Below are 22,990 nucleotides of genomic sequence, written 5' to 3'. Positions count from 1 at the left end.
TATTGATAAAACTCCTGGATCAAAAATTCCCATAGAAGTTTTGGATAAAAGACTCCAATAATTCTTTCACCTCAACTACGCCACTGACCAAACGATCATAATCTGTAGCACTCAGCAATTCCAACTCATAACACAGCAGCAGATAATACTCCACCTCAATCGCCGAATCTCGCGCCAGCCGCAGGAAGCTGAGTCTGTCCTCCGCCTCCGGGCGATCGCACCCCTGAGCAATTTTAATCGGAATCGCTGCACAAGCCAGACGAATCTGTTGAGTTAACCCCAATAATTCCTCTTCCGGAAACCCTTTAGTCACCTGATAAACCTCAACGGTTAACTCGTGGGCTTTGTTCCATTCTTTCAACTTGCGAAAATCCGTCATAACTCCAATTCTCCTTTACTAATCAATTGGCTAAATTGTTCATCATTCATAGCCAAAAAACCATGAACAATGAACAATCAAAAATCAACCCATTTACGGCACCTGTAACCCCACTAATTTGTCCTCTGGGATATAACTACGGAAAATGCCATTATCCGCAGAAACCATCACCAACTGCAGCCAATAATCCGGTTCCACCTGCAAATCTGCCCAGGGTATAGCCACCTCTAAACATTGCTTCAGCGCAACTTGAGCGCGGCTTTTGCGGGGATGCCAGTGATAGTATTCTCCGGCTTCTTCTAACCAAGTCGAACCCGTTAACAAATTAATCCCTAAGTGGTGGTGAAACAAATAGTTCACCGGGGCAGTATCGGGAACCTCGCCTAAAGGCGCTGGACTATTGTGAACTGTGCGATTCGGATAAAACCATAATAAATGCAATTCCGGGGGAATATCCTGACCAATTTGAATCCCAGCTTGAAAATCCAATCGCAGGTAAAAATTCAGGTGATCCAACCCATACCATAACCGTTGAATCGCACTACTGCGATGCATCGTACCCCGTGCGCCACCGACATCAATTCGACCCGCTTTATCCCAATCTTGCTCATCACCAAAGCCATCAATTACTGGATGAATAAAACTCAGGGGTCGGTGATCACCTTTCGATTCGTAGGTGTCTAGAGGTTGCTTGAGACTAGCCGGAATCGGTTCATTTAATGCTTGATAAATCCCAGTCAAATGTTCCCGGAATAACTGGTCAAAAATAGCATCTTGGTTGGATGAATGACCCTCGCCAAACCACCAAAACCAATCTGAACCTTCCGCTGCATATAGGGCTTCCCAGACTTCCGGATTGTTGTCTGGTGTAGCTTCAGGATGATTGGCTAAGGTTTGCCGCGCTTGGGTAAGTAAATCCCAAGCCCGATTTTTAACCGGATCACCAATCCAAGTGGTAAAGCTACCATCCACCCATGATCCACTATGGAGTCGGTCTGCTGGAAGTGTGGCATTAGGAGGAAACTGATCCAGAAATTCCGACACTGTGACCAATTTTATCTGAGGATGGGCAGAGAGTTTTTCATACAGTGAGGTGAGGAAAGGAATCCCGTCTTTTTGATAAAATTCCCAGCAATTTTCCCCATCTAAGGCAATGGTTACCAGCCACGGTTGATCTAATCCCGTTCCTCCCTCTTTCTGTCGGCGTTTAATCGAACGGGAAATCGCCTCTAAGTGGCTGACAAAATCCGTTGACGCCTGCTTGGGTTCCATTGACCCGTAGGAAAAGCCAATTAAATCCGATAAGCGGTGATCCCGAAACACAATTGCCAAGTTCCCTTGCGGTGTCTCTAAGCGATAGGGGCGATAGAGTAACGTGGGTTCCATCAGGGTTCCGGTTTCATCCCGGTGGAAAAAGTGCTGCACTGTCCATCCCAATACCGCCTCATCGGAACAAATCCACTTAAATCCCGCCTCAGCAATATAGGGGAGAATGGCTGGACTCACTGACTGTTCTGAGGGCCACAACCCCCGTGGTGTTCGTCCAAATCGTTCTTCATACATCTGCCATGCTTTTTGCAGGTGACGGGGAATATCTTCTTCCCACTGGAAGCGCTGTAGGGGTAATTTCATATCCGGAATCGCCACTTGCCCGGAATGAGTATCGGCGAGTAAGGGTAAAATTGGGTGAGTATAGGGCGTTGTGGTCACTTCTAGCTGACCCGCTTCTTGCATCTTACGATGTTGAGGGATAATCCGCTTGAGGATATCTCGTTGTTTAGAATAAATCCGCTGGCGATCGCTTAATGTAAAATCCCGTCCTTTTTCCAACCAAGCGGCAATTTCTGGGTCATCCCAAAATATTGGGTCAATCCACGCCAAGTTATGCCATGCTAGTAAATCGCTGAAATCCTGATGCGTCCAATGATCTGCACACCAAGTTTTCCCCTTTTCTTGCCGCATCTCGTATAACTCAGCATATCGAGGATGGGGGTCAATCAAGGTATGGTGATTGGCATCAAAAAAATGTTCAACGATAAACTGTCGTTGATCCAGCTTAAGTTGATCGGTTGGCGTCAGGGTCAACTCCAGATAGGGGTCAAAGGCTGTCCCCGCCATGTAATCTTCCAACTGCAAAATCAGCGATGGCACCAAGTTGACCGTTTGGTGTAACTTGGGATAGCGCTCTAACAATAGCACTAAATCCAAATAATCTTTCGTCCCATGCAGCCGCGCCCAAGGGAGGCGATACCGTCCATTTGAGCCGGACACGCTGTTGCGACTTTTATAGAGTGGTTGATGCTGATGCCAGATAAAGGCGACGTATAAGGGATGACTCATCGTTAATAGTAAACGTTAAGGGTCTAGAGCTTAGGTGTGAAGAGGGGGTTCTCTCACTTTATAACTCTTAACCCTTAACGCCAAACTAAAAACGAAGAATAATTACATTACTTGTTCAACTTCCACGATTTCCGGGATAAATTCCCGTAAGCGGCGTTCAATCCCCATTTTCAGGGTCATGGCAGAACTGGGACAAGACCCACAAGCGCCTTGTAGCCGCAGTTTCACAATCGGACCGTCGATTTCCACTAAATCAACGTTACCGCCATCCGCCATCAGGTAAGGACGTAATTCATCGAGGACGGCTTCGACGTTTTCCGAGGTTAATGCTAAGGGGGGAGATAGTGTTTGAGCCATAATTCACCGAGTTTGACAGCACAACTACGTCAATCCTAGCGTTCTTTGAGAATTTTGAATGGTTGTCACGCCATAGCACAAGGCAGAAGGCAGAAGAATCCTTACTGGTACCTTCTCGTTTCAGCCGTCAAGAACGTCCTCACCTTTAGGCTGACAGGTATACCTTAGATTTGAATAAAATTTGGTGTATCTGGATACAAAATAATTCGCGATCGTCGCCATTTTCCGCAAGGTATGCTCCCTACCAACCGCCTTGGGTTGAAACCCAAGTCTCAAAGCTAAAGTCGTCTAAAGACGACTGCATCTCTAGTTTTAGTCCATTTTAATGGACAGTAGCTCTGAGTCAAGAACTTTAAATTCTGAAGTATATAGTATTACCATGTGAGCGAGACACTATAGGTTACTTCAATATGTCTCTTCATCCCTAAGTCTGTAACTGCCACCAAATGTTCAAAAAAAGCATCAACTTCATCTATAGCTTTAGCCGTTAGCCTAATTTTTCCCGTGGGTGATTGAGTCCAAGTAAACGCAGGAATACTAAAACCATGGGCAAAACTATGGCGTACCCGTAAAATTTCATTCAATCTCAATCGAACAGCAACTGAGTTCATCTGTCTTGCTGTCCAAACCCAATCATTAATAGGATCATAACCCGTATATCCAACTAATAGGTTTCTTGTATTATCCCAATTGGGTGTATTAAATCTTTCCAGTGCTTGCTCAGCTCTCCCTCTAGCTATTGTATGTATAGCGTAAAATTTAGAATTGAGAGGGTCTGAGGTGACATCAAAAAAGTTACGGACAAGGTCGTTTATATACGCATCCCACCCAGCAACAAATGCGGCTAAAGCAGAGTGATAATATACTTGAGTTTGCTCACGAGATATTGGTCGCAAGCGGATATCTGTGGCAGTTTTTCGTAATATTCGAGCTTTTGTCGATGCAATTTTATACTTGACGGCTGCTGGTGATGACACTGTAGATTCCTAAAGACAGTCTACAAATTCCTTAAGTTTCTCCTTGTATCTTTCCAATGGACCTGAATTTAACTGCACCCGTTCACCGACAATCTTTTTGGGACCTGGTTTAAGTTTGTGCAGGGGTGTACCACTATGAGCCGCGACTACACAAGCACTGTGATAATCTGGAATTTCAATGAAACTGTTACTCGGCGATTCTTTTGGATTTGTAAAAATATGACGATGTTCCCGGTGTATACTATCCATTGTTTGCTTAATCGTTTTGTTTACGGCTTCAAAAGCTTTACTGGCTTTTCCTTCATACCAAGTGACTCGGTTACTTACAAATGTATGTAACTTTGGAATTGATACATCTTCCTCCTTCGCACGTTTTGCAAAGCTGATTCTTGCATAGGGTGCTAGAGTTTTATCAGCTATACCATAGAGAAGTGCAATGACATTCTCAATAGCGCGACGTGAACTATCATCAGCCGTAAATGGTACAACTACTCCTTCTGCAGCAATCAGAGCCAGTTGTGTGTAAATGGCAAAACTGGGGTTACAATCAATGACGAAGAGAGTGTCTCTATCACCACTAGCTCTACGCAGAGCAAATGTTAGATCGAGTATCCAAGTTAATACCTGTTTCCAAGCATCAACGGGAATGGATAACTGAGAAGTTTGTCGAATGGCTTCAGAGATTATTTCCAAAAGATTGTCACCGCAAACCAACCTCAAATTTTCTGGAATGTCTGGGTTGAACTCTTTGGGTTCACACAGAAAAGGAGATACATCGGGAATCATTCTAAAGGGTGAATTTAGTCGTGCTTCCAGGTATCCAGCTACCGTCGCACGGGGAGTTTTATTAATTAAGAGATTTAATGCAGTTGAACCTTTGAGATATCCACCGAGTAAGGTTTCAGATACATTGGCTTGTGGACAAAGATCAATGACATAGACATCTGTCTCAGGATGGAGATAAGCGTATTCAGAAGCGGCGACAAAGCCAAGAAAACTTTTGCCAACGCCTCCTTTATTGTTCCAAAAAGCATAAGAACTCATTGTATTTACTCTCAATATAAAAGCTTGATTTTGGAGAACTAACTGTAAATCATTATGGTTAAACGGTAAATACAGTTCAGATCCTTGATTTTGTTAAGCTTGAATGTTATGATATTTGTCCAAAGAGCATTTACCTATTGTAGTTGTCTTTACTAAATCCTAAACGATTTTGAAACACGATCGCTTTGTCTTTGCCTACGGGATTATCTGGATTCAGATCGTACTCGGTTAGCTTACGCGGATCAATAGCCAGACGATTAACAATCGCTTTCCATTTCATCTCACACTCAGGGACAAGTCAGGTACTTTCGCCAACGCTTCCCGCACTACCTCAGAACCTGCACCCAAAATACAAGATTTTTCAGTTAAATGTCGCTTCCAAGCGCGACTTCCGGGTTGTCCGGAAAATAATTGCAAGATATGGCGGGTAATTTTATTCAGCTTCAATCCTTTGGCTACCCAATAATCAATATAATCCAACATCCCTTCCGCGACCTGCTGGCGAGTGGGGGGTATACCTTCCTCCCCAAATATCTGACAATCGGCTTGAGCAAATAGATAAGGATTATCGTAAGCAGCGCGTCCAATCATTACCGCATCGACAAATTTTAACTGTTCCTCTACCTGTTCTAAACTCGTAAATCCGCCGTTAATCTCAATGAATAACTGGGGAAATTCTTGCTTGAGCCGATGCACGTCACTATACCGTAAAGGGGGAACCGTGCGATTTTCCTTGGGACTTAATCCCTGTAACCACGCCTTCCGCGCATGGACACTAAAATGCTGACATCCGGCTTCTGAGACAATACGGACAAAGTTTGCCATATCCTCATAGCGATCGCACTCATCTATGCCAATCCGATGCTTGACGGTAACGGGTATTGTAACCGCCTTGATCATCGCTTCCACCCCCCGCGCCACCCGTTCCGGTTGCGCCATCAGACAAGCACCGAAGTTGCCATTTTGCACGCGATCGCTCGGACATCCTACATTTAGATTAATCTGGTCATACCCCATCCCTTCAGCGATTCGGGCGCATTCGGCGAGTTCTAGGGGATGATCTCCACCCACTTGCAAAACTAAGGGTTTCTCTTCGGGGGAAAAACCCAACAGGCGATCGCGATCGCCATGTATAATCGCTGCACTGGTCACCATCTCGGTATAGAGGAGAGTGCGACGGCTAATCTGGCGCATGAAATACCGAAAATGGCGATCGGTGCGATCCATCATCGGCGCGACACTTATGGGGTAAGTTACCGGGATGGTGTGAAGTTGAGGTAGAACGACGGTATTGGGACTGACCATGAGGGTGTAGAATTTGTCTGGATGCGATCGCACGTCTGATCAGATCTAGAGTAACAACTCATCAACTGACTTTTGGGTTTATAGTTGCAGATGCAAGAATTTTTAGCGCTAAAGCGCAACTACGAACCTAGCTTAAGCAGTGGATATTTCACTTAAAATCTTATCTCTGGATGAATGAACTGATACCCAGCCGCTTTAATCTTTTGATTGGAGACTCGCGCATTGTAGGGACGAACGCTGGATACTGATGCATCCCAGGATACCTTCGGCAAATTGTGCGTTTCAAACAACCGATCCAGTAATTCCCGTGACGATAATTTTGCATCATCAACGACGTTGTAAATTCCTTGCAAATGATGGGAACGGGCAAATTCAATCGCCCCCACAATATCATCCAGATGAACCCAATTTGTGATAGAATCTCCCTTGCCGGGACGAGTGGTTCCTGGATAGCGACCAAATATTTTCAGCAATTCCCGATTAGTCCCATAAATTCCACCTAGGCGAAGAATACAAACCTGTAAATTTTCATGGGCGGCTGAGAGCAATATCTGTTCAGTTTCGGCTAAAATCTGACCATTTGGAGTGCTGGGCTGAATGTGAGACGCTTCATTAACCCAATCTCCCCCTTGATCACCATACACCGAATAACTACCTGTATAAATTAATTGGTTGACTGTTGGCGTATCTTTGAGAACAGAAACCAGCGTTTTTGCTGTTTCTAAATACGCCTCTTGATAGAGATTAGCACTCGCTGCACCCACACTCAATAGAATAGTCTCCTGGTTTTGCACCAGTGATTTTAAACCCTCTAGATCATTGCCTTTAACCACGACAACGCGCTGGGCAATTTTTTCCAGGGTTGGTACTTTCTCCGGAGTGGTTGTGGTTGCGGTGACAGTCAATCCCAAATCTTGACGCCAGTGGTGTGCCACCGCTTGACCGACATAACCACAACCGATAATTGCAACGTTCATCTTACCCTGAGATATAGTATTTTTTTAAAGTATAGGCGATCGCGAAACAAAATGGGGTATAGTTTCCCTCTGAATCGCGTTGTTCATAACCTTGAATAAGTTTTTTAATTTCTGCCTCTGTAGCGTTGTCAATTAATGGCAATAGGGTCTGAATCTGCTTTTTTCTAGTGGCTTGCAATTTAGAATTATTTAATCCTAGCCTTTCAATTGTTTCTTTAGCCGCTTTCTCCATTCGCGGTTCATCCGTTGGTAATATCTCTCCCTCTTCTGTATACCTGAAAAAATCAGCACAGTTTTCTAACAAAGGCGAAACCATCAAATTATCATCGTACCAATCCTCCTTTTTATATCCACAATGTTTTTGAGATAGAGGTAATTTTTTTAAGCGTATTCCCTCTGATATATCACCTTCCCCCGGACAAGATGCCAATAAATTAGAATAGTTTAGTTCTAGATTAGGGTAAATCTTACGAGGCTTGAAATGTTCAATGTGGCTGGTTCTTTTGCTGATACGAATACCACAGTAGCAACAGATAGAACCCTGTTCTTGTAGTAAGGCTTGATGGACGGCTGGTTTTTCGGGCGATCGCAAAGCATCCCAATTGGGTTGCCAATCTTCATTTCTCATAGCTTTCCAAGCCGTAAATCGTTCTGGTTCTTGACCTTTTCTGATATATTTCATCACCCCAATATCTCTTTTCGGCGAATCAGCATATCTGCACTAGCAAATTCTGGTTCGTCTGACCCAATTTCTTGAGCCAGATTATTTTTTAATTGGCGAGCTTCACTCAGTTTACCCTCATCAATCAGTCGAAACAGTTCCAAAAGTGTTTCTTTTATTGGCTGCGGACGTTCTGGCGTATCCATTAAATCTTCCAGTATGCGATTACTGTCTCTACCATAAGAACTTTCTGGCTGCTTAACGGCAATTCCATCCTCAGTTTTCTCCAGAATATAGATTCCTTCTGGCTTAACTTGACTAATCACTTGGGGTGAATGAGTTGTGACAATAAATTGACAATTTGGGAAGGTTCGGGTTAGAGCTGGAATACTATCGCGTTGCCATTTTGGGTGCAAGTGTAATTCAATTTCATCAATCAGAACAACACCACTCCCTTGAAGCGGATTGTCTAAACCGGGATTGGCTATTGCTAAACGTCGAGCCAAATCTCCCACCATTGCTAGCAAGCATTTCTCCCCATCAGATAGTTGATTGATGATTAGTTCTTCATTATGTTTCTGGATCGTCATTCGTAAGGGGGAACGACGAACTCTTAAGTTAGAAAAATTATCGAGAAGAGACGATACGGCTCGTCTTACAGCTTCTAACTGGCTATCTATAAAATCGGGTGCATCTTGGAGACGACATTCATTTTCTAAGTCTTCTCGTTTTCTAAACCATTCAAAGAAAGTTTTGAAATCTACTTGTCTCGCTTGGAGGGCTTGATCATAAGCATCGATCTGCTTAAATTCATGGTTTTCTGTAACCTCTAAAGGAATATCACTAACCTGTCGATTAATGGGGTAATATACGATTAGAGGTAAGTTGAATTCAGACGGCTCATCAAGAAGATTCCGGCGTATTGTATCAACAAAGTTTTGAAATTCATTATTACCCGTCATCGCTTCCCACTGAGAGCGGAGATCCTCTAAATCAACTCGGTACAGTCCCCCACTGCTGGCAATAGACTCTAAGGTAGGGCGTATCTGCTTTTGTAGCTGAAAACTACTAATACGCTCTTTTAAACCCGGTACTACGATTAATAGTAGTTGCTCTAGGGTGTTATAGGGAATAGGAACTTGCTGAGAACCTTTTTGGTGACGACGCTTCCAAGTTACGTCTTGAGAATCATACACTATGGTAATTTCGTTATCGGTTTCATTTTGATCATTCGTAATATCTTGTTCACTGAAGCCTCGAACCGAGCCAGTATAGTCTTGCAACCATCCAGTCATCAGTGATAAAAGTATGGCAAGACAATCCAGGATACTGGATTTCCCAACTCCGTTAACACCAATAATTACAGTTGGATATGTCTCCTGAAATTCTAATGTTAAATCATCAATTCCACGAAAATTATTTATTTTTAGGCGTTTAACTTTCATGGCGGCAGAACTGATACTAACCTTTATTCTTGTTCTAAACTGTTTGGTATTTAAACTTTAATGTCAATCAATAATAACGAAATCCTTGCCGTAGTGCGAGCATCTTGTTCGCTACTCTAACCCGATCAGGGGTACGACATATTGTACCCCTACAAGTAGCTCCTACACTCTCACACCTCTACACTCGGCAATTTTCACCGAAAACTTTTGACTAAGTAGGTTGGTGGAAATAAACTCAACTAGGTTAAGTTTTGCATCCATTAAACCCTTACGAATGACGAATGACGAATGACGAATGACCAATGACCAATGACCAATGACGATCCTCACCTACTTAATTGTCCTTACCCTGTCGGTTGAGACGATGCAGGTTGAGACGATGCCGAATTTAATTTAGGAGCCGTGATTGGCGGCGAAGCGGGGGGGATTTCTTCCCATCCCGGAGGCGCAAACTGGGGCAAAATGTCCCGGCTGAAGGCTTCGGCAGCTTTGGAACGGTAACGATGGGGATTGACAATCAAAGATAGCATTCGTTTGACCACAACGCCTTCTATGGTTGCTCGATGCAAGACACCCATGTCCAATTCTTTTTCGATAGCGGAAATAGACACAAACGCTGCACCTAATCCTGATTGCACGGCGTTTTTAATTGCCTCAATTGAGTTGAGTTCCATCTCAATTTTCAGACGCCGGGTATCAATATCACAGCGCGTGAGAACCTGGTCAATTACCTTACGAATCGTGGATTGGGAGTCCAGCGCAATAAATTGTAACTTATACAAATCCTCCTTATGCACAGTTCCCACCTTGGCTAGGGGGTGGAAGACAGGTAAAATTAGCGCTAACTCGTCTTCCGAGTAAGGCATAATATGTAACGTTTCTTGAAGTTCCGTGGGGACTTCACCGCCAATGATAGCTAAATCAACCTGTCCATTGGACACAGACCAAGAGGTGCGGCGAGTCGAGTGGACTTGTAATTGGACTGACACATCCGGATACTTCTGTCGAAACATGCCAATCATCCGAGGCAAGAGATAGGTTCCCGTGGTTTGAGACGCGCCGACAATCAGCGTCCCACCTTGGAGATTCTGTAAATCTTCAATCGCCCGACAAGTTTCCTGACAAAGGGTGAGAATTTTTTCACCGTAGCTTAGGAGTAAGTGTCCGGCTTCTGTCAATTGAGCGCGACGCCCGCCTCGGTCAAATAAGGGGACATCAAGCTGTCGTTCCAAGTTTTGCACTTGTAAACTCACAGCCGGTTGGGATACGTACAAACTATCCGCCGCACGTTTGAAACTCCCCTCAGAAGCAATCGCTTTGAGAATGCGGAGTTGATCGAGAGTGAAAGGAAGGTCAGACATAGGAGCTAAACCATCAAAAAGGAGCAATAACAGGCAATCCCAGGGGGGTTGAAGATGGGATTTAACGTCAACGATAGTAGGAATTGCCAACAACGAACGTGTAAACCTGTGCCTGAAATCGACAGTAACATAAGACGGGATCAAGTCCTTGAGTATTCTTGCTAGGATGAATTGGGCAACGAATCAACATCAGGATTTATGGGGGTCTTGACTAACGTGACATCCAGTCATTGGGTAATGGCTGGACTACTTTTGGGATTTGCGATCGCCCATAGTGGTCTAGCCGCACTGCGACCTTGGGCTGAACAACGCATAGGCGCGAGGTTCTATCGAATTTTATTTGCTTTGGTTAGCCTATCTGTTGCTGTTGTATTAATTATTTACTTTTTCAACCACCGCTATGATGGGATTCAATTGTGGCAGGTGCAGGGAGTTCCGGGGATCAAGTCCCTAGTCTGGTGGCTTTCAGCGATTTCTTTTTTGTTTCTCTACCCCGCTACATTCAATCTGTTAGAAATCGCTGCCATCCAGAAACCCCAAGTTCATCTCTACGAAACCGGGATCATTCGGATTACCCGACATCCGCAAATGGTGGGACAGGTGATCTGGTGTATTGCTCACACCCTCTGGATTGGCACTAGCTTCACTCTACTTACCTCGATGGGATTAATTTTGCACCATTGCTTTGGCGTTTGGCATGGGGATCAACGGCTTTCTAAGCGCTATGGCGACGCCTTTGAGTCCGTCAAAGAGCGTACCTCGGTTTTTCCCTTCCTGGCGCTACTTCAGGGACGCCAAACCCTGAAATGGCAAGAATTTATCCGTCCCGCCTATCTAGGCGTAATCGGCTTTGTCGGCTTGTTATGGTGGGCGCATCCCCTACTCATGCGAGCAACTGCCCAAATAAATTGGTAAAATTAGTGGATTTATTGTTCAAATGATCCCAATTCGATGTAGCATAATCCCAAGGAAGCGAGTAAAAACTCAATAGAATTTCGAGGGATCATGGTGTTGTCGGTGAACGAGCAGACGTTTAAGCAATGCGTTTTGGAAAACTCCAAGATGGTTCTGGTTGATTTTTGGGCACCCTGGTGTGGGTTGTGCCGCCTAATCCAGCCGATGTTGGAGGACGTGCAGCAGGAATGGAGCGATCGGATTGAAGTGGTGCGGGTGAATGCAGATAATAGTCTCAGGCTTGCCAGTACCTATCAACTCAAATCCTTACCCACCTTGCTCTTATTTGAAAACGGTCAGGTGGTTGAGCGACTCGAAGGCTTTCAAGGACGAGATGACTTGCGCTTAGCGATTCAAAACCTGATCGGGAACAATCAATCGCAGTTTTCAGCATCCATTGGACAAGGTTTAACTCATACCGCCTTAGAGAGTGCCACTCAATCAGCCGCCTAGCTCGTGCAAGAAGGCAGGAGGCAGGAGGCAGGAGGCAGGAGGGGAGAAAGCTTAATACAGTAAGATTTTGCAATTTACAAAACTTAGTACGGTGTCGTTTTCTTTGATCCGACTACTGACGATGAAGCTGGGGGAGATATTAGCTGTTTAGTTATTGATGCGCTCAGTGCATTGTGTCATAGGGAACAGCCAACAGGCAACAGGCAACAGTTGACTCTTCGGACTTCGGATGTTCGGCGATTGCTCAGACTTCGGCGATTACTCAGTCGAGCCGTCGAGCCGTCGAACACTTCGTGGCAATTGAGCGTTCGACTATCACCATTGAACAGAGGATTAGTAACTCTCTACAACGAGAAGCCGCGATCGCTTGTGTTCGCTTTAGTGCAAGTTTTAATTTACCTGTTATCAACCCGGGATGCAAGTGACAAATCTAGGTAGGACAGCCGACTCGACATTGAACAAGTTCCCTGTGAAGATTTAATCGTCTGTCATTTTTCATTCGTCCTTCGTCATCTCCCCCATCTCCCGATCTCCCGCTAAGTCAGGAAGTCGGGTAGGATATCAAATGTCACACTTGTTTACAGTTTGTCAAAATAGTAAAGAAATCTAAAGTACGCTGTCTTCCATGGAACCGCTTTATCAATATGCCTGGTTGATTCCAGTCTTGCCCTTGGCAGGGGCGATGCTGGTCGGCTTAGGGCTAATCTCATTCAACAAAACCACGAATCAGCTACGACAGTTATCTTCCGTGTTCGTCGTCTCCCTGCTGGGGGCGGCGATGGTGCTGTCATTTGCCATCTTCTGGAGTCAATTTCACGGACATGAACCCTTTACCCGTACCCTGGAATGGGCGGCGGCGGGGAATTTTCACCTGATGATGGGGTACACCATCGATAACTTAACGGCGTTGATGCTTGTCGTTGTTTCCACCGTCGCCTTTCTGGTTATGGTGTATACCGACGGTTATATGGCACACGACTCCGGTTATGTGCGCTTCTATGCCTATTTGAGCCTGTTTAGTTCCTCAATGTTGGGGCTGGTGATTAGTCCCAACCTGGTACAGGTTTATATTTTCTGGGAACTGGTGGGGATGTGTTCGTACCTGCTAATTGGATTCTGGTATGATCGCAAAGCTGCCGCTGATGCTTGTCAAAAAGCCTTTGTAGTTAACCGGGTGGGGGACTTTGGTCTTCTGTTAGGTATCCTGGGGCTGTATTGGGCAACTGGCAGCTTTGAGTTTGATGTCATGGGCGCCCACTTAGAGGCTTTTGTCGAATCCGGTTATATTAGCAGCGGACTCGCCGCCCTGTTTGCCGTATTAGTCTTTTTAGGACCGGTTGCCAAATCTGCCCAGTTTCCCTTGCATGTTTGGCTTCCAGACGCGATGGAAGGTCCGACCCCCATTTCCGCATTGATTCACGCCGCGACAATGGTGGCGGCTGGGGTATTTCTGATCGCCCGGATGTATCCTGTGTTTGAAAATATCCCTGTGGCAATGACGGTGATTGCCTGGACGGGAGGATTTACCGCCTTTTTAGGGGCAACGATTGCTTTGACCCAAAATGACATTAAAAAGGGTCTGGCGTATTCCACCATCTCCCAGTTAGGCTACATGGTCATGGCAATGGGGATTGGTGCCTACAGTGCCGGGTTATTCCACCTGATGACCCACGCTTATTTTAAAGCCATGCTCTTCCTCTGTTCCGGTTCTGTGATTCATGGCATGGAAGCCGTGGTGGGTCATGATCCGGATTTAGCCCAGGATATGCGGTTGATGGGGGGATTGCGGAAGTATATGCCAATTACGTCCCTAACCTTTTTAATTGGCACCCTGGCAATTTGTGGGATTCCTCCCTTTGCGGGGTTCTGGTCAAAGGATGAAATCTTAGGCAGTGCTTTTGCTGCGTCTCCAGGGCTTTGGGTGGTGGGTTGGCTGACGGCTGGACTGACTGCCTTCTATATGTTCCGCATGTATTTCATGACCTTTGAGGGCGATTTCCGGGGCAATATCAGCAGTATTAAGGAACAAATTAAAGGGGCTGTAGCTGAACCCGTACCCGCCTTTGGACCCGGTGCCATGGATAGGCGGGAATTAGAGGCGGAGGATCATGATCATGGGCATAGTGAGTCGCCTCATGAATCGCCGTTAACCATGACCTTACCCTTACTGCTACTGGCTGTTCCCTCAACCCTGGTTGGTTTGGTAGGGATGCCCTTTGATAACTACTTTGAGGAATTCATCCACACCCCTGGCGAAACCGTGGCGGAAGTGGTGAGTCATGAAGCGGCGTTTAACTGGAGTGAGTTTCTGGTGATGGCGGGTTCCTCGGTGGGAATTGCCCTGATTGGCATTACCGTGGCATCCCTGATGTATCGGATGCGTCAAATTGACCCGGCGGCGATCGCGAAAAACTTTACACCACTTTACAACTTTTCCCTCAATAAGTGGTATTTCGATGATATCTATGATCGGCTGTTCGTCCAGGGAAGTCGTCGCCTCGCCCGTCAGGTGATGGAAGTAGACTACCGTGTCGTGGATGGTGCGGTAAATTTAACCGGTTTATTTACCCTGATTAGTGGTGAAGGACTAAAATATCTCGAAAACGGTCGCGCCCAATTCTATGCGCTGATTGTCTTTGGGGCTGTTCTCGGTTTTGTGATTGTTTCTGGGTTGTCTTAATCTACGTTCATTGTTGATTGCGGATTGTTGATTGTTGATTGCCATAAACCATGAACAATGAACCATCAACCATGCACAATGAACCATGAACCATAAACTATGAACCATGAACCATGAACTAATGACTGATTTTCCTTGGTTGACCGTAATTATTCTGTTCCCCATCGTCGCGTCTCTGGGCATTCCTTTATTACCGGAGAAGCATGGTGTATGGGAACGCTGGTACGCCCTGATTGTCGGGCTGATTGACTTTACGCTGATTATCTGTGCGGTTGTCATCAACTATGACTTTGGCAATCCGGGCTTGCAATTGGTGGAAAAATATGCTTGGGTGCCCACGCTGGACTTGAATTGGTCGGTGGGGGTGGATGGCTTATCGATGCCGTTGGTTCTGCTGACGGGGTTTATGACGACGTTGGCAATCCTGGCGGCTTGGCCCGTCACCCTGAAGCCGAAGCTGTTTTACTTCCTGATGCTGGCAATGTACGGCGGTCAAATTGCCGTGTTTGCGGTTCAGGATATGCTGTTGTTTTTCCTGGCGTGGGAACTGGAATTAATTCCGGTGTATTTGCTGCTGTCGATTTGGGGCGGTAAAAAGCGGCTGTATGCGGCGACGAAGTTTATCCTGTATACGGCAGGGGGTTCGCTGTTTATTTTGATCGCAGCCTTGGCGATGGCATTCTATGGGGATACAGTCACCTTTGATATGCGATCGCTTGCCCTGAAGGATTATGCGATTAATCTAGAATTGTTGCTGTATGCGGCGTTTCTGATTTCTTACGGGGTGAAGTTACCGATTTTCCCCTTGCATACTTGGTTACCCGATGCCCACGGCGAAGCCACCGCCCCAGTTCACATGTTGCTGGCGGGGATTCTGCTGAAGATGGGCGGCTATGCCTTAATTCGCATGAATGCCGGGATGTTACCTGATGCCCATGCCTATTTTGCCCCGGTGTTGGTGATTTTAGGCGTGGTGAATATCGTGTATGCGGCATTAACCTCTTTTGCCCAACGCAACCTGAAGCGCAAGATTGCCTATTCCTCGATTTCCCACATGGGCTTTGTCTTAATCGGGATTGGGTCATTTACCGATTTGGGGTTGAGTGGGGCGGTGTTGCAAATGGTGTCCCACGGTTTAATTGGGGCGAGTTTGTTCTTCTTAGTTGGCGCAACTTATGACCGCACCCATACCCTGATGTTGGATGAAATGGGCGGCGTCGGTCAAAAGATGCAGAAGATTTTCGCCATGTGGACAACCTGTTCCCTGGCGTCTCTGGCGTTACCGGGGATGAGTGGGTTTGTGGCAGAGTTAATGGTGTTTGTCGGATTTGCCACCTCGGATGCCTATAATTCCACGTTTAAGGTAATTGTGGTCTTTTTGGCGGCGGTTGGGGTGATTCTGACACCGATTTATCTGCTGTCCAATCTGCGGGAAATCTTCTACGGTTCTGAGAATAAGGAACTGGTGGAACATGAGGTTTTGCAGGATGCGGAACCCCGTGAGGTGTTCATTATTGCCTGTTTGCTAGTGCCGATTATTGGCATTGGCTTATATCCCAAGCTAATCACGCAGATGTATGACTCGACAACGCAACAGTTAACCGCCCGGTTGCGCGGTTCAGTACCCACATTGGCGGAAGGGAAACCGCCAATGGTATCTATGGTAGCCCCAGAAATTGGGGGACGCGATCGCGTGGGGGTAGAAGTTTCGCCACCGGTGCGTTAGCGCTGCTGGTTTTAATTTGAGGTAGGGGTATGGCAATGCCGTACCTCTATTTTTTTGACAGTTCTTGCTGACATAAAAGGTTGAGAAAAGGGCGACCCTAGTAAATTACAGCAGATTTGGTTGCAGAATACTTTCGCGCTTGGTTAGTAAACGTTCATCAATAGTCATCACTGAATGTGCTTTAATATACGGAATGTTTTACTGTAAATCTTAATCGGTGACATCCTCCCACACCAAATTAAAAATTATGGTGTGGGCTTCCCCAAATCAATCAGTTTACCAGGAACGGGCGCAGGCATTATCGGACTCCATTCACTGATTTGGGCAAAGTGGTGGGCGTACAGACTGTGGATGATGTTGGTAATCCCACTGCTGGAACCGATGACTAAAGATTTGTACAGGTTCGCGTTCGGGGTTGGGTGAAGGGGTTGAGGTTTCTTGGGGATCTGGGAGAAAGTCTTTAGACATGAGGATTTACCTTCTATGGCAACAATACTTACCTGGTTTAGGATTCTTTGCCCTACCCATGCCAACCTGGTTGGGACATATTTTAGGGTCTTTGTTCCTGCACCAAGATATGGTATTTCTTCATTATGAGGAAAAGATTCTCGCCAAAGGCACTCAGGGGAAATGGTTGGATAAAGTATATACGCCGAATCCCCAAGATAAGATGGTGATTACCTTTCGCCAGTGGTTGGAGAAACGAGCCGGCGGTGGTATTCCCTGGGACTCCGGATGTAATCCCAACCTACCAGAAGCCGAACGCGACAAGCAGAAGCTTTTTGATGTGTGGACAACGCACACGCAACAGTGCAAGAGTTGTCAGGATGCGCTGAAAAGGATTAATCGGCTGACAGTTTTAGCTTACATCGCGGCGGTGGTGTGTTTGGGTTTGGGCATCATGGTGGATGCACGGGCTGTGGCGGTGCAGGCGGCGCTAGGAACTGTTGAATCAGCGACATCCTTACTCACGGTTATTCCGCCGGCAGGGTTCTGGTGGGCGTTAGGGGGTGCAATTGTATTAGCAACGGCTGGATATCTGCTGAAAAAGTTGAGTCGGCTGTTCTATGTGTATCCGTTTGAACACGCTCATAATGATTAAACATGGGCGAAAGGGAATCAGCGTATGGTATCAATAGTAGCCTTGAAAATTTTGGGATGCGATCGCCTCTAGGACTATGACTTTATGAAGACAATACTTCGTCTAGAATTACTACAGGTAAATCGGGTATTATCTGTAACCTTTGATCATTCGTTAAAAACTGGTTACATCCTGAAGTAATGGCTGTTGCTATATGAATGGCATCTGGTGTTCTCAGTGAAGGTGTAATTGCCCGGAGTCTGGCAGCTTTTTCTAGGATGAGTTGATTGATGGACACCAATTGTATTTGAGGTGATCGCAGCAATCGCTTGTATGCATCTGTCAAAAAGGTATCGGAGTTTCGGATGGGTATAACCAATACCTCCATCAACGTTAGTTCACTGGTTAAGACGTCCAGGTTTCCGGCTTGAACTTTTGCCCAGAGGTGAGCCAACAATGAACCATAAACCGAAGCTTGTTCAACGGCGTAAATCATAACAACCGTGTCAATATATATTCGAGAAGAGTCAGGCAAATTTAGCTGTCCCATGCATCCCTTTCGGCTTGTAAATCTCGATTAATTTCTTCGAGGTTTCGACTAGAGGGGCGTTGAGCGTGGATTTCTGCCAATATTTCCAGAATAGATTGTTCCGTTGATTGGGTTGGCTTTTCTGGCAACAGAAGAATGACTTCAATGGTTTTTCCGACTGTATTGAAGGCGGGATCAGGGGGTAAGTCAATTTCGATTTTATTGCCCGGTAAAACTTTGGCTTCAATTCGTAAGGCTGATTGCATCATAGGATTCATTTATTAGGTTTTATCTAAACTGTTTCAAGTTTGTTATTTGGCACTATCTGTAGATGACGCTGAGTATAAAGACTGAGAATTTGCTGGGTATACTGACTTTCATTGTATTACAAAACAATGAGCTTTAATAGTTAGCGCTGCTGGTTTCCAGGTTTAGGTAGGGACACGGCATTGCCATGCCTCTATTTTTTTGGCTACCATACATGACATAAGACGTAGCTTGCTTCTCGCGATAGCGAGTATGACATAAGACGAATGACAACCATCACCATTCGCGAACAGGAATCAACGGATAACGGATTTACCGCGACTCTCAGTTTTGATGGGCGGGTGAATTATCCGATCACAATTACTGACCCCTTCACTCCCAAACAAGAACAGAGTCTGGAATGGTATTTTGAGGAATGGTTGGTGTTTCCTCAATTGGGAACGGTGAAGGCGGAACAGGCGAAGGAATCGGTTAAGACTTACGGGGAACAATTATTTGAGCAGGTATTTAGAACCAATATTGACGCCTATAGCGAGTATCGGCAAATCCGGGGGAATTTAAGTCAGATTCAAATAGAGATTGAAAGCCAGACGCCAGAGTTTCAAGCGCTGCATTGGGAAGCCCTGCGTGATCCGGATTTACCCCGTCCCCTGGCGGTGGATTGTCTGATGCTGCGGAAGCATACCAAACCCGTTCCAATTGGTGCCAGTATGCCACCGTTTCCGGTGATTAATTTACTTTTGGTGACAGCACGACCGGATGAGGAGAAGGATGTCGGTTATCGTACCATTTCCCGCCCCTTAATTAAAGCGATTGAACCAGCAGAGTTACGGGTGAATGTGGAGTTATTGCGTCCGGGAACTTATAAAGCCTTATCCGATAGGTTGGAGGAGAAAGGGGCGGGTTATTATCATATTATTCATTTTGATGTTCATGGCTCATGAGCAGGCAAAGCAATACTATCACCAGGCTCTGGATATTAAGATTGAATTTAGCGATCGCTATTCTCAAGCTGGCACTTATGGACAATTAGGATTACTGGCACAAGCCCAGGAAAACTACGCTGAAGCCAGGGTGAATTTACAGATAGCCTTAGACATATTCTTAGAGTATCAGGATAACTATTGGGCTGGTGTGACACGAGAAAACTTACAACGCCTCCCAGATTGAGAAGGGCACGATGATCAGAGTGCCCCTACCCTATCAATTATGCCTGGGTGTCGTAGGGGTACGGCATTGCCGTACCCTAATCCGATGAATTCGTGCCAAGGTAAAAACCAATGCTGGCAAGCCTTTCACCCTCATCCCCTAACCCCAACTCCGGACCCCCCTCGTTCCCTCCTACAAGAGCTATCCCTTACTCGCATCTTTCTTAACAATCTTGAAAGCCCTGTTCCACAAGGCTTTCAGATTCGAGGCACCCTTGCCAGCATTGGTTTTCTATCTTAAGTTGACACGAATAGATGGTATCGTGCCCCTACGCAATCAATGATTTCTGGGTTAGTGTAGGAAAACGGTACTGCTGTGTCCTAACTTCGCTCAACCCAACAGAATCTAGGGCTAAGGTTCCCCACTACAAACCAATCCTAATCTAGGGTCTGCTAAATAAGTCTTGTGGTGGGGAGCGGAAATCTACAGGATTTTGGCTTAGAAAACTGGCAACTCTAATATAAATCCAGGTAAGACATCCTCTCCGGATAAACTCGCGGGTAACTGGACAATCTCAACGGGCTGATTCTGGCGATAAATTTCGACTTGTTGGGATTGGGGATTAATTAGCCAACCTAATTGTAAACCACTATTGAGATACTCCTGCATTTTTTCTTGTAAGTCGGATAGAGAATCGGTGCGAGAACGGAGTTCGATGACAAAATCTGGACAAATTGGCGGAAATTTTTCTTGTTCTTCGGAAGTTAGGGATTCCCAGCGTTGGTTGGCTATCCAAGCCACATCGGGAGAACGCTTTCCACCGTTGGGTAAGCGAAAGATGGTTGATGAACTAAAGACTTTTCCCCGTTGAGTTTGACGATTCCACAGCCAAAGTTGACCATTAAAATCGGATTCTCGATTGCCACTTACTCCACCAACGGGAGGCATAATCAGTAATTCTCCTTTAGCGGTTTGTTCCAGTTTAAACGTTTCATTAGCTTGGCAGAGTTGGTAAAATTGAGCATCGCTTAAGCCAACGTGTTTTAAGTTTAAAATGACGGGTGAGAAACTATTCATGGGATATAATGATTTTCAATTTAGCACGGCTTTGTATAGGACGACTCGCGATCGCACTTTTTATTCTCGGTTTAAATCCTAGCATCGATAGCTCATCTGTAGCCACAAAACGACAAGCAAAATTGAGAAGGACACGATACTATCGTGTCCCTACACAATCAAGGCTTCCTAGGTTAGGGTAGGGGTACGGCATTGCCGTGTTCTCAACCAGATGTCTGATTGGTTTAGATGTGAAAACCCCAACATTTGCAGCGTTTTTGGTTTTGGCAGCAAGCCCTAACTAAAGTCGCTAAATTACAGTCCATTCCCGACCAAAGGTGGCGAGGGTTGTGGGGTGAGCTAATCCTATCGACGCCTCCCTAACCTTCCCCTTAGCAAGGCTATCCGTTACTCGCATCTTTCTTAAACTACCTGAAAGCATTGTGAAACAAGGCTTTCAAACTAAATTTATTCCACTATACTTGACAAATAACCAAAAACCATTCTTGATAAAAATCAAGTTTTATTGAGAATTGGCTATGTAGGAATGGGGGTTGGAGAGAGCGAGAGCGATCACTCTCGCTAATGTTAAGAAAGATGTGAGTAATGCATAGCTACAAGAGGGGGAGGACAGAGGATGTTTCACTTTTTTTGCACGGGGGAGGACAGAGGATGCGAGAGCTTTTGTTGCACGGGAGAAGGGGAACTAGATTTTCTGGCTCCCCTCTCCCCTGAGTGGGAGAGGGGCTGGGGGAGAGGGGTTTCTGGCTTAAGTTGACACGGATGGATATTATCGTACCCTTCAAATAGCCAAATAGGATAAGGGTAAGGCAATGCCGTACCCCTACAACGTTAGGCTAAGGCAAATTCGGTAAATTTACGCGCTTCTGGGGGATGAAATCCCAAAACAATATCACTCGCCGCTACGCCTAATTTTAATAATTCATTTGCCATACCCACTTCTGTCCAATCTTCTTCAATCCAAATTTTCTCGTTTTTAATTTGAATATGAACGGTAATCCCGCGAATTCTTTTTTTCTGTCTCCATCCCGTTTGAAACCAAAGGTATTGATCTCTAGTTTCATCAAAGGCGAGTAGACTTTCCTCTCCAGTACTCGGTGTTTGAGTTGCCAGGTGATGGTATTCGGTTAAAATTCGTTTAATTAAATCGCGATAGTGGTTCAGCTTATCCATTGAATAACCTCCTCAGCGTCTATGTTGACCACAAGTAGGGCTACTTGGTTGTGTTGAATAATGAATTGAATCGCCACTTGGGAAAAGAAGTTTTCATAAATTTCCTGATTAATGGCTAAATAGACTTTATACGTCGGATTCGTAACCGAGAGTAAGGTTCTGTATATGATGTATTGTCCCAGAGCATTCTGTAAATCGTGAATTAACGAGCGACCAATAAAGCTTTTGATTTCAACAATAATTTCTTGTTGGTTTCTCTGAGCTATAACTGTTCTACCAGCACCTAAATCAGCAAATAATTGGAGTTCTTCAAATTTAATCGTGTACGGATCTGCTGTAATTGTCCAACCATCTTTGACTAAAGCTGTTTTGACGGCGTTATGATAAACATCTTTAGCAGGCATTGAGAAAAGGTAGAAGGTTGGGTTAATAATGAATTATAGCGTGATACCAAGTTAGGGGAGAGGGCGCACACCATTTGAGGGCGCACGTCGGTTGCAGAGCGCACGTCGGTTGCAGGGCGCACACCATTTGAGGGCGTTGAAATCACACCCCTTTCTCCCACGGTTGAGCAAGCAGTTCACGACTTTCAACCGCCTTGTCACATGCGAATTGTTTCCACATTCAAGGATGGTGGAAAGCTGATTCTGGCTTTATATGCAACCCCAACTCGTCCCGGCTGGTGTCGTCATATTGGATGCCAAGTGTTGGTGAAGAATCAGGCGGGGAAAAATCCACCTGGTTTAGGATTCTTTTTTTGGAGGGGGAAAGTCAGGGAAAAGCTGATCCGGTGGAGGCGTCGGAGTTGGCGGATTTGTTGACGGGAAAGGGAATTCCTGTTTGTATTTTAAATGCTTGTCAATCGGGGAAACAGATTTCTGCTTCTCTTACTCTTACTCCCCCCCCTTGTTAAGCTGACAGGTGTAGGTTTTTTACTGTGCGGTTGGGGCAAGACAAGGAGGGCAAGGTGGACAAGAGGACAAGGAAGGAAAACCGTACAGAATCTTGTTCGGTCAAACTCACTTCTAAAAGCCGAAACGCCCGATTTTTCGTTC

Annotated in this window: 23 protein-coding genes and 3 pseudogenes; 9 read left to right on the top strand and 17 right to left on the bottom strand. The window is 45.5% G+C overall.

Translation table 11 applies throughout. From position 1 onward, the window contains the following. Positions 1 to 19 precede the first annotated feature (19 nt). The 11 genes from RIE73_RS06820 to RIE73_RS06770 all read right to left on the bottom strand — a co-directional run bounded on the left by RIE73_RS06820 (position 20) and on the right by RIE73_RS06770 (position 10,846). Entirely contained in the window at positions 20 to 379 is a 360-nt protein-coding gene (locus RIE73_RS06820) for a four helix bundle protein (RefSeq protein WP_446400473.1), read from the bottom strand. 93 nt (positions 380 to 472) lie between these two features. Then, positions 473 to 2,719, bottom strand: coding sequence for a glycoside hydrolase (locus RIE73_RS06815; RefSeq protein WP_446400472.1), 2,247 nt, complete (start codon positions 2,717 to 2,719; stop codon positions 473 to 475). A 102-nt stretch (positions 2,720 to 2,821) separates the two neighbouring features. Then, the gene (locus RIE73_RS06810) at positions 2,822 to 3,076 is read right to left on the bottom strand and encodes a NifU family protein (RefSeq protein WP_446343276.1); all 255 of its coding nucleotides are present in this window, start codon (positions 3,074 to 3,076) and stop codon (positions 2,822 to 2,824) included. 374 nt (positions 3,077 to 3,450) lie between these two features. After that, positions 3,451 to 4,053, bottom strand: coding sequence for a HEPN domain-containing protein (locus RIE73_RS06805; protein WP_446400471.1), 603 nt, complete (start codon positions 4,051 to 4,053; stop codon positions 3,451 to 3,453). A 9-nt stretch (positions 4,054 to 4,062) separates the two neighbouring features. After that, entirely contained in the window at positions 4,063 to 5,097 is a 1,035-nt protein-coding gene (locus RIE73_RS06800; protein WP_446377108.1) for a ParA family protein, read from the bottom strand. Between the two features lie 130 nt (positions 5,098 to 5,227). Beyond that, on the bottom strand, positions 5,228 to 5,377 hold the full coding sequence (locus RIE73_RS06795; protein WP_446400470.1) for a DUF6883 domain-containing protein: 150 nt from the start codon (positions 5,375 to 5,377) through the stop codon (positions 5,228 to 5,230). Then, complete coding sequence (dusA, locus tag RIE73_RS06790) at positions 5,374 to 6,402, bottom strand: tRNA dihydrouridine(20/20a) synthase DusA (RefSeq protein ID WP_446400469.1); 1,029 nt, start codon at positions 6,400 to 6,402, stop codon at positions 5,374 to 5,376. Before dusA ends, RIE73_RS06795 begins: the two co-directional genes overlap by 4 nt. 152 nt (positions 6,403 to 6,554) lie before the next feature. Next, a complete protein-coding gene (locus tag RIE73_RS06785) occupies positions 6,555 to 7,379 on the bottom strand; it encodes an SDR family oxidoreductase (RefSeq protein WP_446400468.1) in 825 nt (274 codons plus the stop codon). 1 nt (position 7,380) lies between these two features. Then, a complete protein-coding gene (locus RIE73_RS06780; protein ID WP_446400467.1) occupies positions 7,381 to 8,061 on the bottom strand; it encodes a retron system putative HNH endonuclease in 681 nt (226 codons plus the stop codon). Then, entirely contained in the window at positions 8,061 to 9,485 is a 1,425-nt protein-coding gene (locus RIE73_RS06775; RefSeq protein WP_446400466.1) for an AAA family ATPase, read from the bottom strand. Before RIE73_RS06775 ends, RIE73_RS06780 begins: the two co-directional genes overlap by 1 nt. Before the next feature lie 344 nt (positions 9,486 to 9,829). Further along, positions 9,830 to 10,846: a LysR substrate-binding domain-containing protein gene (locus tag RIE73_RS06770; protein WP_446400465.1), complete on the bottom strand. Its 1,017-nt coding sequence runs from the start codon at positions 10,844 to 10,846 to the stop codon at positions 9,830 to 9,832. Positions 10,847 to 11,044: 198 nt separating this feature from the next. On the opposite strand from RIE73_RS06770, the gene RIE73_RS06765 reads away from it, so the two are divergent. The 4 genes from RIE73_RS06765 to RIE73_RS06750 all read left to right on the top strand — a co-directional run bounded on the left by RIE73_RS06765 (position 11,045) and on the right by RIE73_RS06750 (position 16,659). Continuing rightward, on the top strand, positions 11,045 to 11,761 hold the full coding sequence (locus RIE73_RS06765) for an NnrU family protein (RefSeq protein ID WP_446400464.1): 717 nt from the start codon (positions 11,045 to 11,047) through the stop codon (positions 11,759 to 11,761). Between the two features lie 90 nt (positions 11,762 to 11,851). Beyond that, positions 11,852 to 12,253, top strand: a complete 402-nt coding sequence (gene trxA / locus RIE73_RS06760) for a thioredoxin (protein ID WP_446400463.1) — start codon at positions 11,852 to 11,854, stop codon at positions 12,251 to 12,253. A 625-nt stretch (positions 12,254 to 12,878) separates the two neighbouring features. Further along, the gene (locus RIE73_RS06755) at positions 12,879 to 14,933 is read left to right on the top strand and encodes an NAD(P)H-quinone oxidoreductase subunit 5 (RefSeq protein ID WP_446400462.1); all 2,055 of its coding nucleotides are present in this window, start codon (positions 12,879 to 12,881) and stop codon (positions 14,931 to 14,933) included. Between the two features lie 121 nt (positions 14,934 to 15,054). Beyond that, positions 15,055 to 16,659, top strand: coding sequence for an NAD(P)H-quinone oxidoreductase subunit 4 (locus RIE73_RS06750; protein WP_446400479.1), 1,605 nt, complete (start codon positions 15,055 to 15,057; stop codon positions 16,657 to 16,659). Positions 16,660 to 16,971: 312 nt separating this feature from the next. On the opposite strand, the gene RIE73_RS06745 is transcribed toward RIE73_RS06750, so the two are convergent. Further along, a complete protein-coding gene (locus tag RIE73_RS06745; RefSeq protein ID WP_446400461.1) occupies positions 16,972 to 17,127 on the bottom strand; it encodes a hypothetical protein in 156 nt (51 codons plus the stop codon). A gap of 34 nt (positions 17,128 to 17,161) precedes the next feature. On the opposite strand from RIE73_RS06745, the pseudogene RIE73_RS06740 reads away from it, so the two are divergent. After that, positions 17,162 to 17,761 (top strand): annotated as a pseudogene (locus RIE73_RS06740) (Rieske 2Fe-2S domain-containing protein); the annotation flags it as partial. 82 nt (positions 17,762 to 17,843) lie between these two features. On the opposite strand, the gene RIE73_RS06735 reads toward RIE73_RS06740, so the two are convergent. Beyond that, positions 17,844 to 18,290 (bottom strand): type II toxin-antitoxin system VapC family toxin, encoded by a 447-nt coding sequence (locus tag RIE73_RS06735; RefSeq protein WP_446400460.1) that lies wholly within the window; start codon positions 18,288 to 18,290, stop codon positions 17,844 to 17,846. Continuing rightward, the gene (locus RIE73_RS06730; RefSeq protein ID WP_446400459.1) at positions 18,278 to 18,538 is read right to left on the bottom strand and encodes a hypothetical protein; all 261 of its coding nucleotides are present in this window, start codon (positions 18,536 to 18,538) and stop codon (positions 18,278 to 18,280) included. Before RIE73_RS06730 ends, RIE73_RS06735 begins: the two co-directional genes overlap by 13 nt. 264 nt (positions 18,539 to 18,802) lie before the next feature. Between RIE73_RS06730 and RIE73_RS06725 the strand changes: the two are divergent. Beyond that, a pseudogene (locus RIE73_RS06725) lies at positions 18,803 to 19,477 on the top strand (Tfp pilus assembly protein PilF); the annotation flags it as partial. After that, positions 19,470 to 19,706, top strand: a complete 237-nt coding sequence (locus tag RIE73_RS06720; protein ID WP_446400458.1) for a hypothetical protein — start codon at positions 19,470 to 19,472, stop codon at positions 19,704 to 19,706. The pseudogene RIE73_RS06725 and the gene RIE73_RS06720, both read left to right, overlap by 8 nt. 477 nt (positions 19,707 to 20,183) lie before the next feature. On the opposite strand, the gene RIE73_RS06715 is transcribed toward RIE73_RS06720, so the two are convergent. From RIE73_RS06715 to RIE73_RS06705, 3 genes are all read right to left on the bottom strand, one after another. Beyond that, positions 20,184 to 20,762, bottom strand: coding sequence for a Uma2 family endonuclease (locus RIE73_RS06715; protein ID WP_446400457.1), 579 nt, complete (start codon positions 20,760 to 20,762; stop codon positions 20,184 to 20,186). Between the two features lie 831 nt (positions 20,763 to 21,593). Then, the gene (locus RIE73_RS06710) at positions 21,594 to 21,935 is read right to left on the bottom strand and encodes a XisI protein (protein ID WP_446400456.1); all 342 of its coding nucleotides are present in this window, start codon (positions 21,933 to 21,935) and stop codon (positions 21,594 to 21,596) included. Next, on the bottom strand, positions 21,923 to 22,339 hold the full coding sequence (locus RIE73_RS06705; RefSeq protein ID WP_446400455.1) for a XisH family protein: 417 nt from the start codon (positions 22,337 to 22,339) through the stop codon (positions 21,923 to 21,925). The genes RIE73_RS06710 and RIE73_RS06705 overlap by 13 nt, the downstream gene beginning before the upstream one ends. Before the next feature lie 138 nt (positions 22,340 to 22,477). Between RIE73_RS06705 and RIE73_RS06700 the strand changes: the two are divergent. Together RIE73_RS06700 and RIE73_RS06695 are read left to right on the top strand one after the other, a co-directional pair. After that, positions 22,478 to 22,696 (top strand): annotated as a pseudogene (locus tag RIE73_RS06700) (Rieske 2Fe-2S domain-containing protein); the annotation flags it as partial. Beyond that, positions 22,633 to 22,848 carry a hypothetical protein gene (locus RIE73_RS06695; RefSeq protein ID WP_446400480.1) on the top strand — a complete coding sequence of 72 codons (216 nt, stop codon included), beginning with the start codon at positions 22,633 to 22,635 and terminating at the stop codon, positions 22,846 to 22,848. The pseudogene RIE73_RS06700 and the gene RIE73_RS06695, both read left to right, overlap by 64 nt. The last annotated feature ends 142 nt before the right edge of the window (positions 22,849 to 22,990 follow it).

The sequence above is a fragment of the Coleofasciculus sp. C1-SOL-03 genome (assembly GCF_040220555.1).
In the GTDB taxonomy this organism is placed as follows: Bacteria; Cyanobacteriota; Cyanobacteriia; order Cyanobacteriales; family Coleofasciculaceae; genus Coleofasciculus.
The sequence above is the reverse complement of the archived record's forward strand: the minus strand, read 5'-3'. Positions and strand labels throughout refer to the sequence as shown.

Bases quoted from the DNA above. Each gene is read 5' to 3' on its own strand.
- trxA (WP_446400463.1), top strand. From the start codon at position 11,852: ATGGTGTTGTCGGTGAACGAGCAGACGTTTAAGCAATGCGTTTTGGAA.
- RIE73_RS06815 (WP_446400472.1), bottom strand. From the start codon at position 2,719: ATGAGTCATCCCTTATACGTCGCCTTTATCTGGCATCAGCATCAACCA.
- RIE73_RS06820 (WP_446400473.1), bottom strand. From the start codon at position 379: ATGACGGATTTTCGCAAGTTGAAAGAATGGAACAAAGCCCACGAGTTA.
- RIE73_RS06710 (WP_446400456.1), bottom strand. From the start codon at position 21,935: ATGGATAAGCTGAACCACTATCGCGATTTAATTAAACGAATTTTAACC.
- RIE73_RS06735 (WP_446400460.1), bottom strand. From the start codon at position 18,290: ATGGGACAGCTAAATTTGCCTGACTCTTCTCGAATATATATTGACACG.
- RIE73_RS06730 (WP_446400459.1), bottom strand. From the start codon at position 18,538: ATGATGCAATCAGCCTTACGAATTGAAGCCAAAGTTTTACCGGGCAAT.
- RIE73_RS06765 (WP_446400464.1), top strand. From the start codon at position 11,045: ATGGGGGTCTTGACTAACGTGACATCCAGTCATTGGGTAATGGCTGGA.
- RIE73_RS06800 (WP_446377108.1), bottom strand. From the start codon at position 5,097: ATGAGTTCTTATGCTTTTTGGAACAATAAAGGAGGCGTTGGCAAAAGT.
- RIE73_RS06750 (WP_446400479.1), top strand. From the start codon at position 15,055: ATGACTGATTTTCCTTGGTTGACCGTAATTATTCTGTTCCCCATCGTC.
- RIE73_RS06705 (WP_446400455.1), bottom strand. From the start codon at position 22,339: ATGCCTGCTAAAGATGTTTATCATAACGCCGTCAAAACAGCTTTAGTC.
- dusA (WP_446400469.1), bottom strand. From the start codon at position 6,402: ATGGTCAGTCCCAATACCGTCGTTCTACCTCAACTTCACACCATCCCG.
- RIE73_RS06755 (WP_446400462.1), top strand. From the start codon at position 12,879: ATGGAACCGCTTTATCAATATGCCTGGTTGATTCCAGTCTTGCCCTTG.
- RIE73_RS06770 (WP_446400465.1), bottom strand. From the start codon at position 10,846: ATGTCTGACCTTCCTTTCACTCTCGATCAACTCCGCATTCTCAAAGCG.
- RIE73_RS06745 (WP_446400461.1), bottom strand. From the start codon at position 17,127: ATGTCTAAAGACTTTCTCCCAGATCCCCAAGAAACCTCAACCCCTTCA.
- RIE73_RS06695 (WP_446400480.1), top strand. From the start codon at position 22,633: ATGCCAAGTGTTGGTGAAGAATCAGGCGGGGAAAAATCCACCTGGTTT.
- RIE73_RS06780 (WP_446400467.1), bottom strand. From the start codon at position 8,061: ATGAAATATATCAGAAAAGGTCAAGAACCAGAACGATTTACGGCTTGG.
- RIE73_RS06720 (WP_446400458.1), top strand. From the start codon at position 19,470: ATGGCTCATGAGCAGGCAAAGCAATACTATCACCAGGCTCTGGATATT.
- RIE73_RS06785 (WP_446400468.1), bottom strand. From the start codon at position 7,379: ATGAACGTTGCAATTATCGGTTGTGGTTATGTCGGTCAAGCGGTGGCA.
- RIE73_RS06715 (WP_446400457.1), bottom strand. From the start codon at position 20,762: ATGAATAGTTTCTCACCCGTCATTTTAAACTTAAAACACGTTGGCTTA.
- RIE73_RS06810 (WP_446343276.1), bottom strand. From the start codon at position 3,076: ATGGCTCAAACACTATCTCCCCCCTTAGCATTAACCTCGGAAAACGTC.
- RIE73_RS06775 (WP_446400466.1), bottom strand. From the start codon at position 9,485: ATGAAAGTTAAACGCCTAAAAATAAATAATTTTCGTGGAATTGATGAT.
- RIE73_RS06795 (WP_446400470.1), bottom strand. From the start codon at position 5,377: ATGAAATGGAAAGCGATTGTTAATCGTCTGGCTATTGATCCGCGTAAG.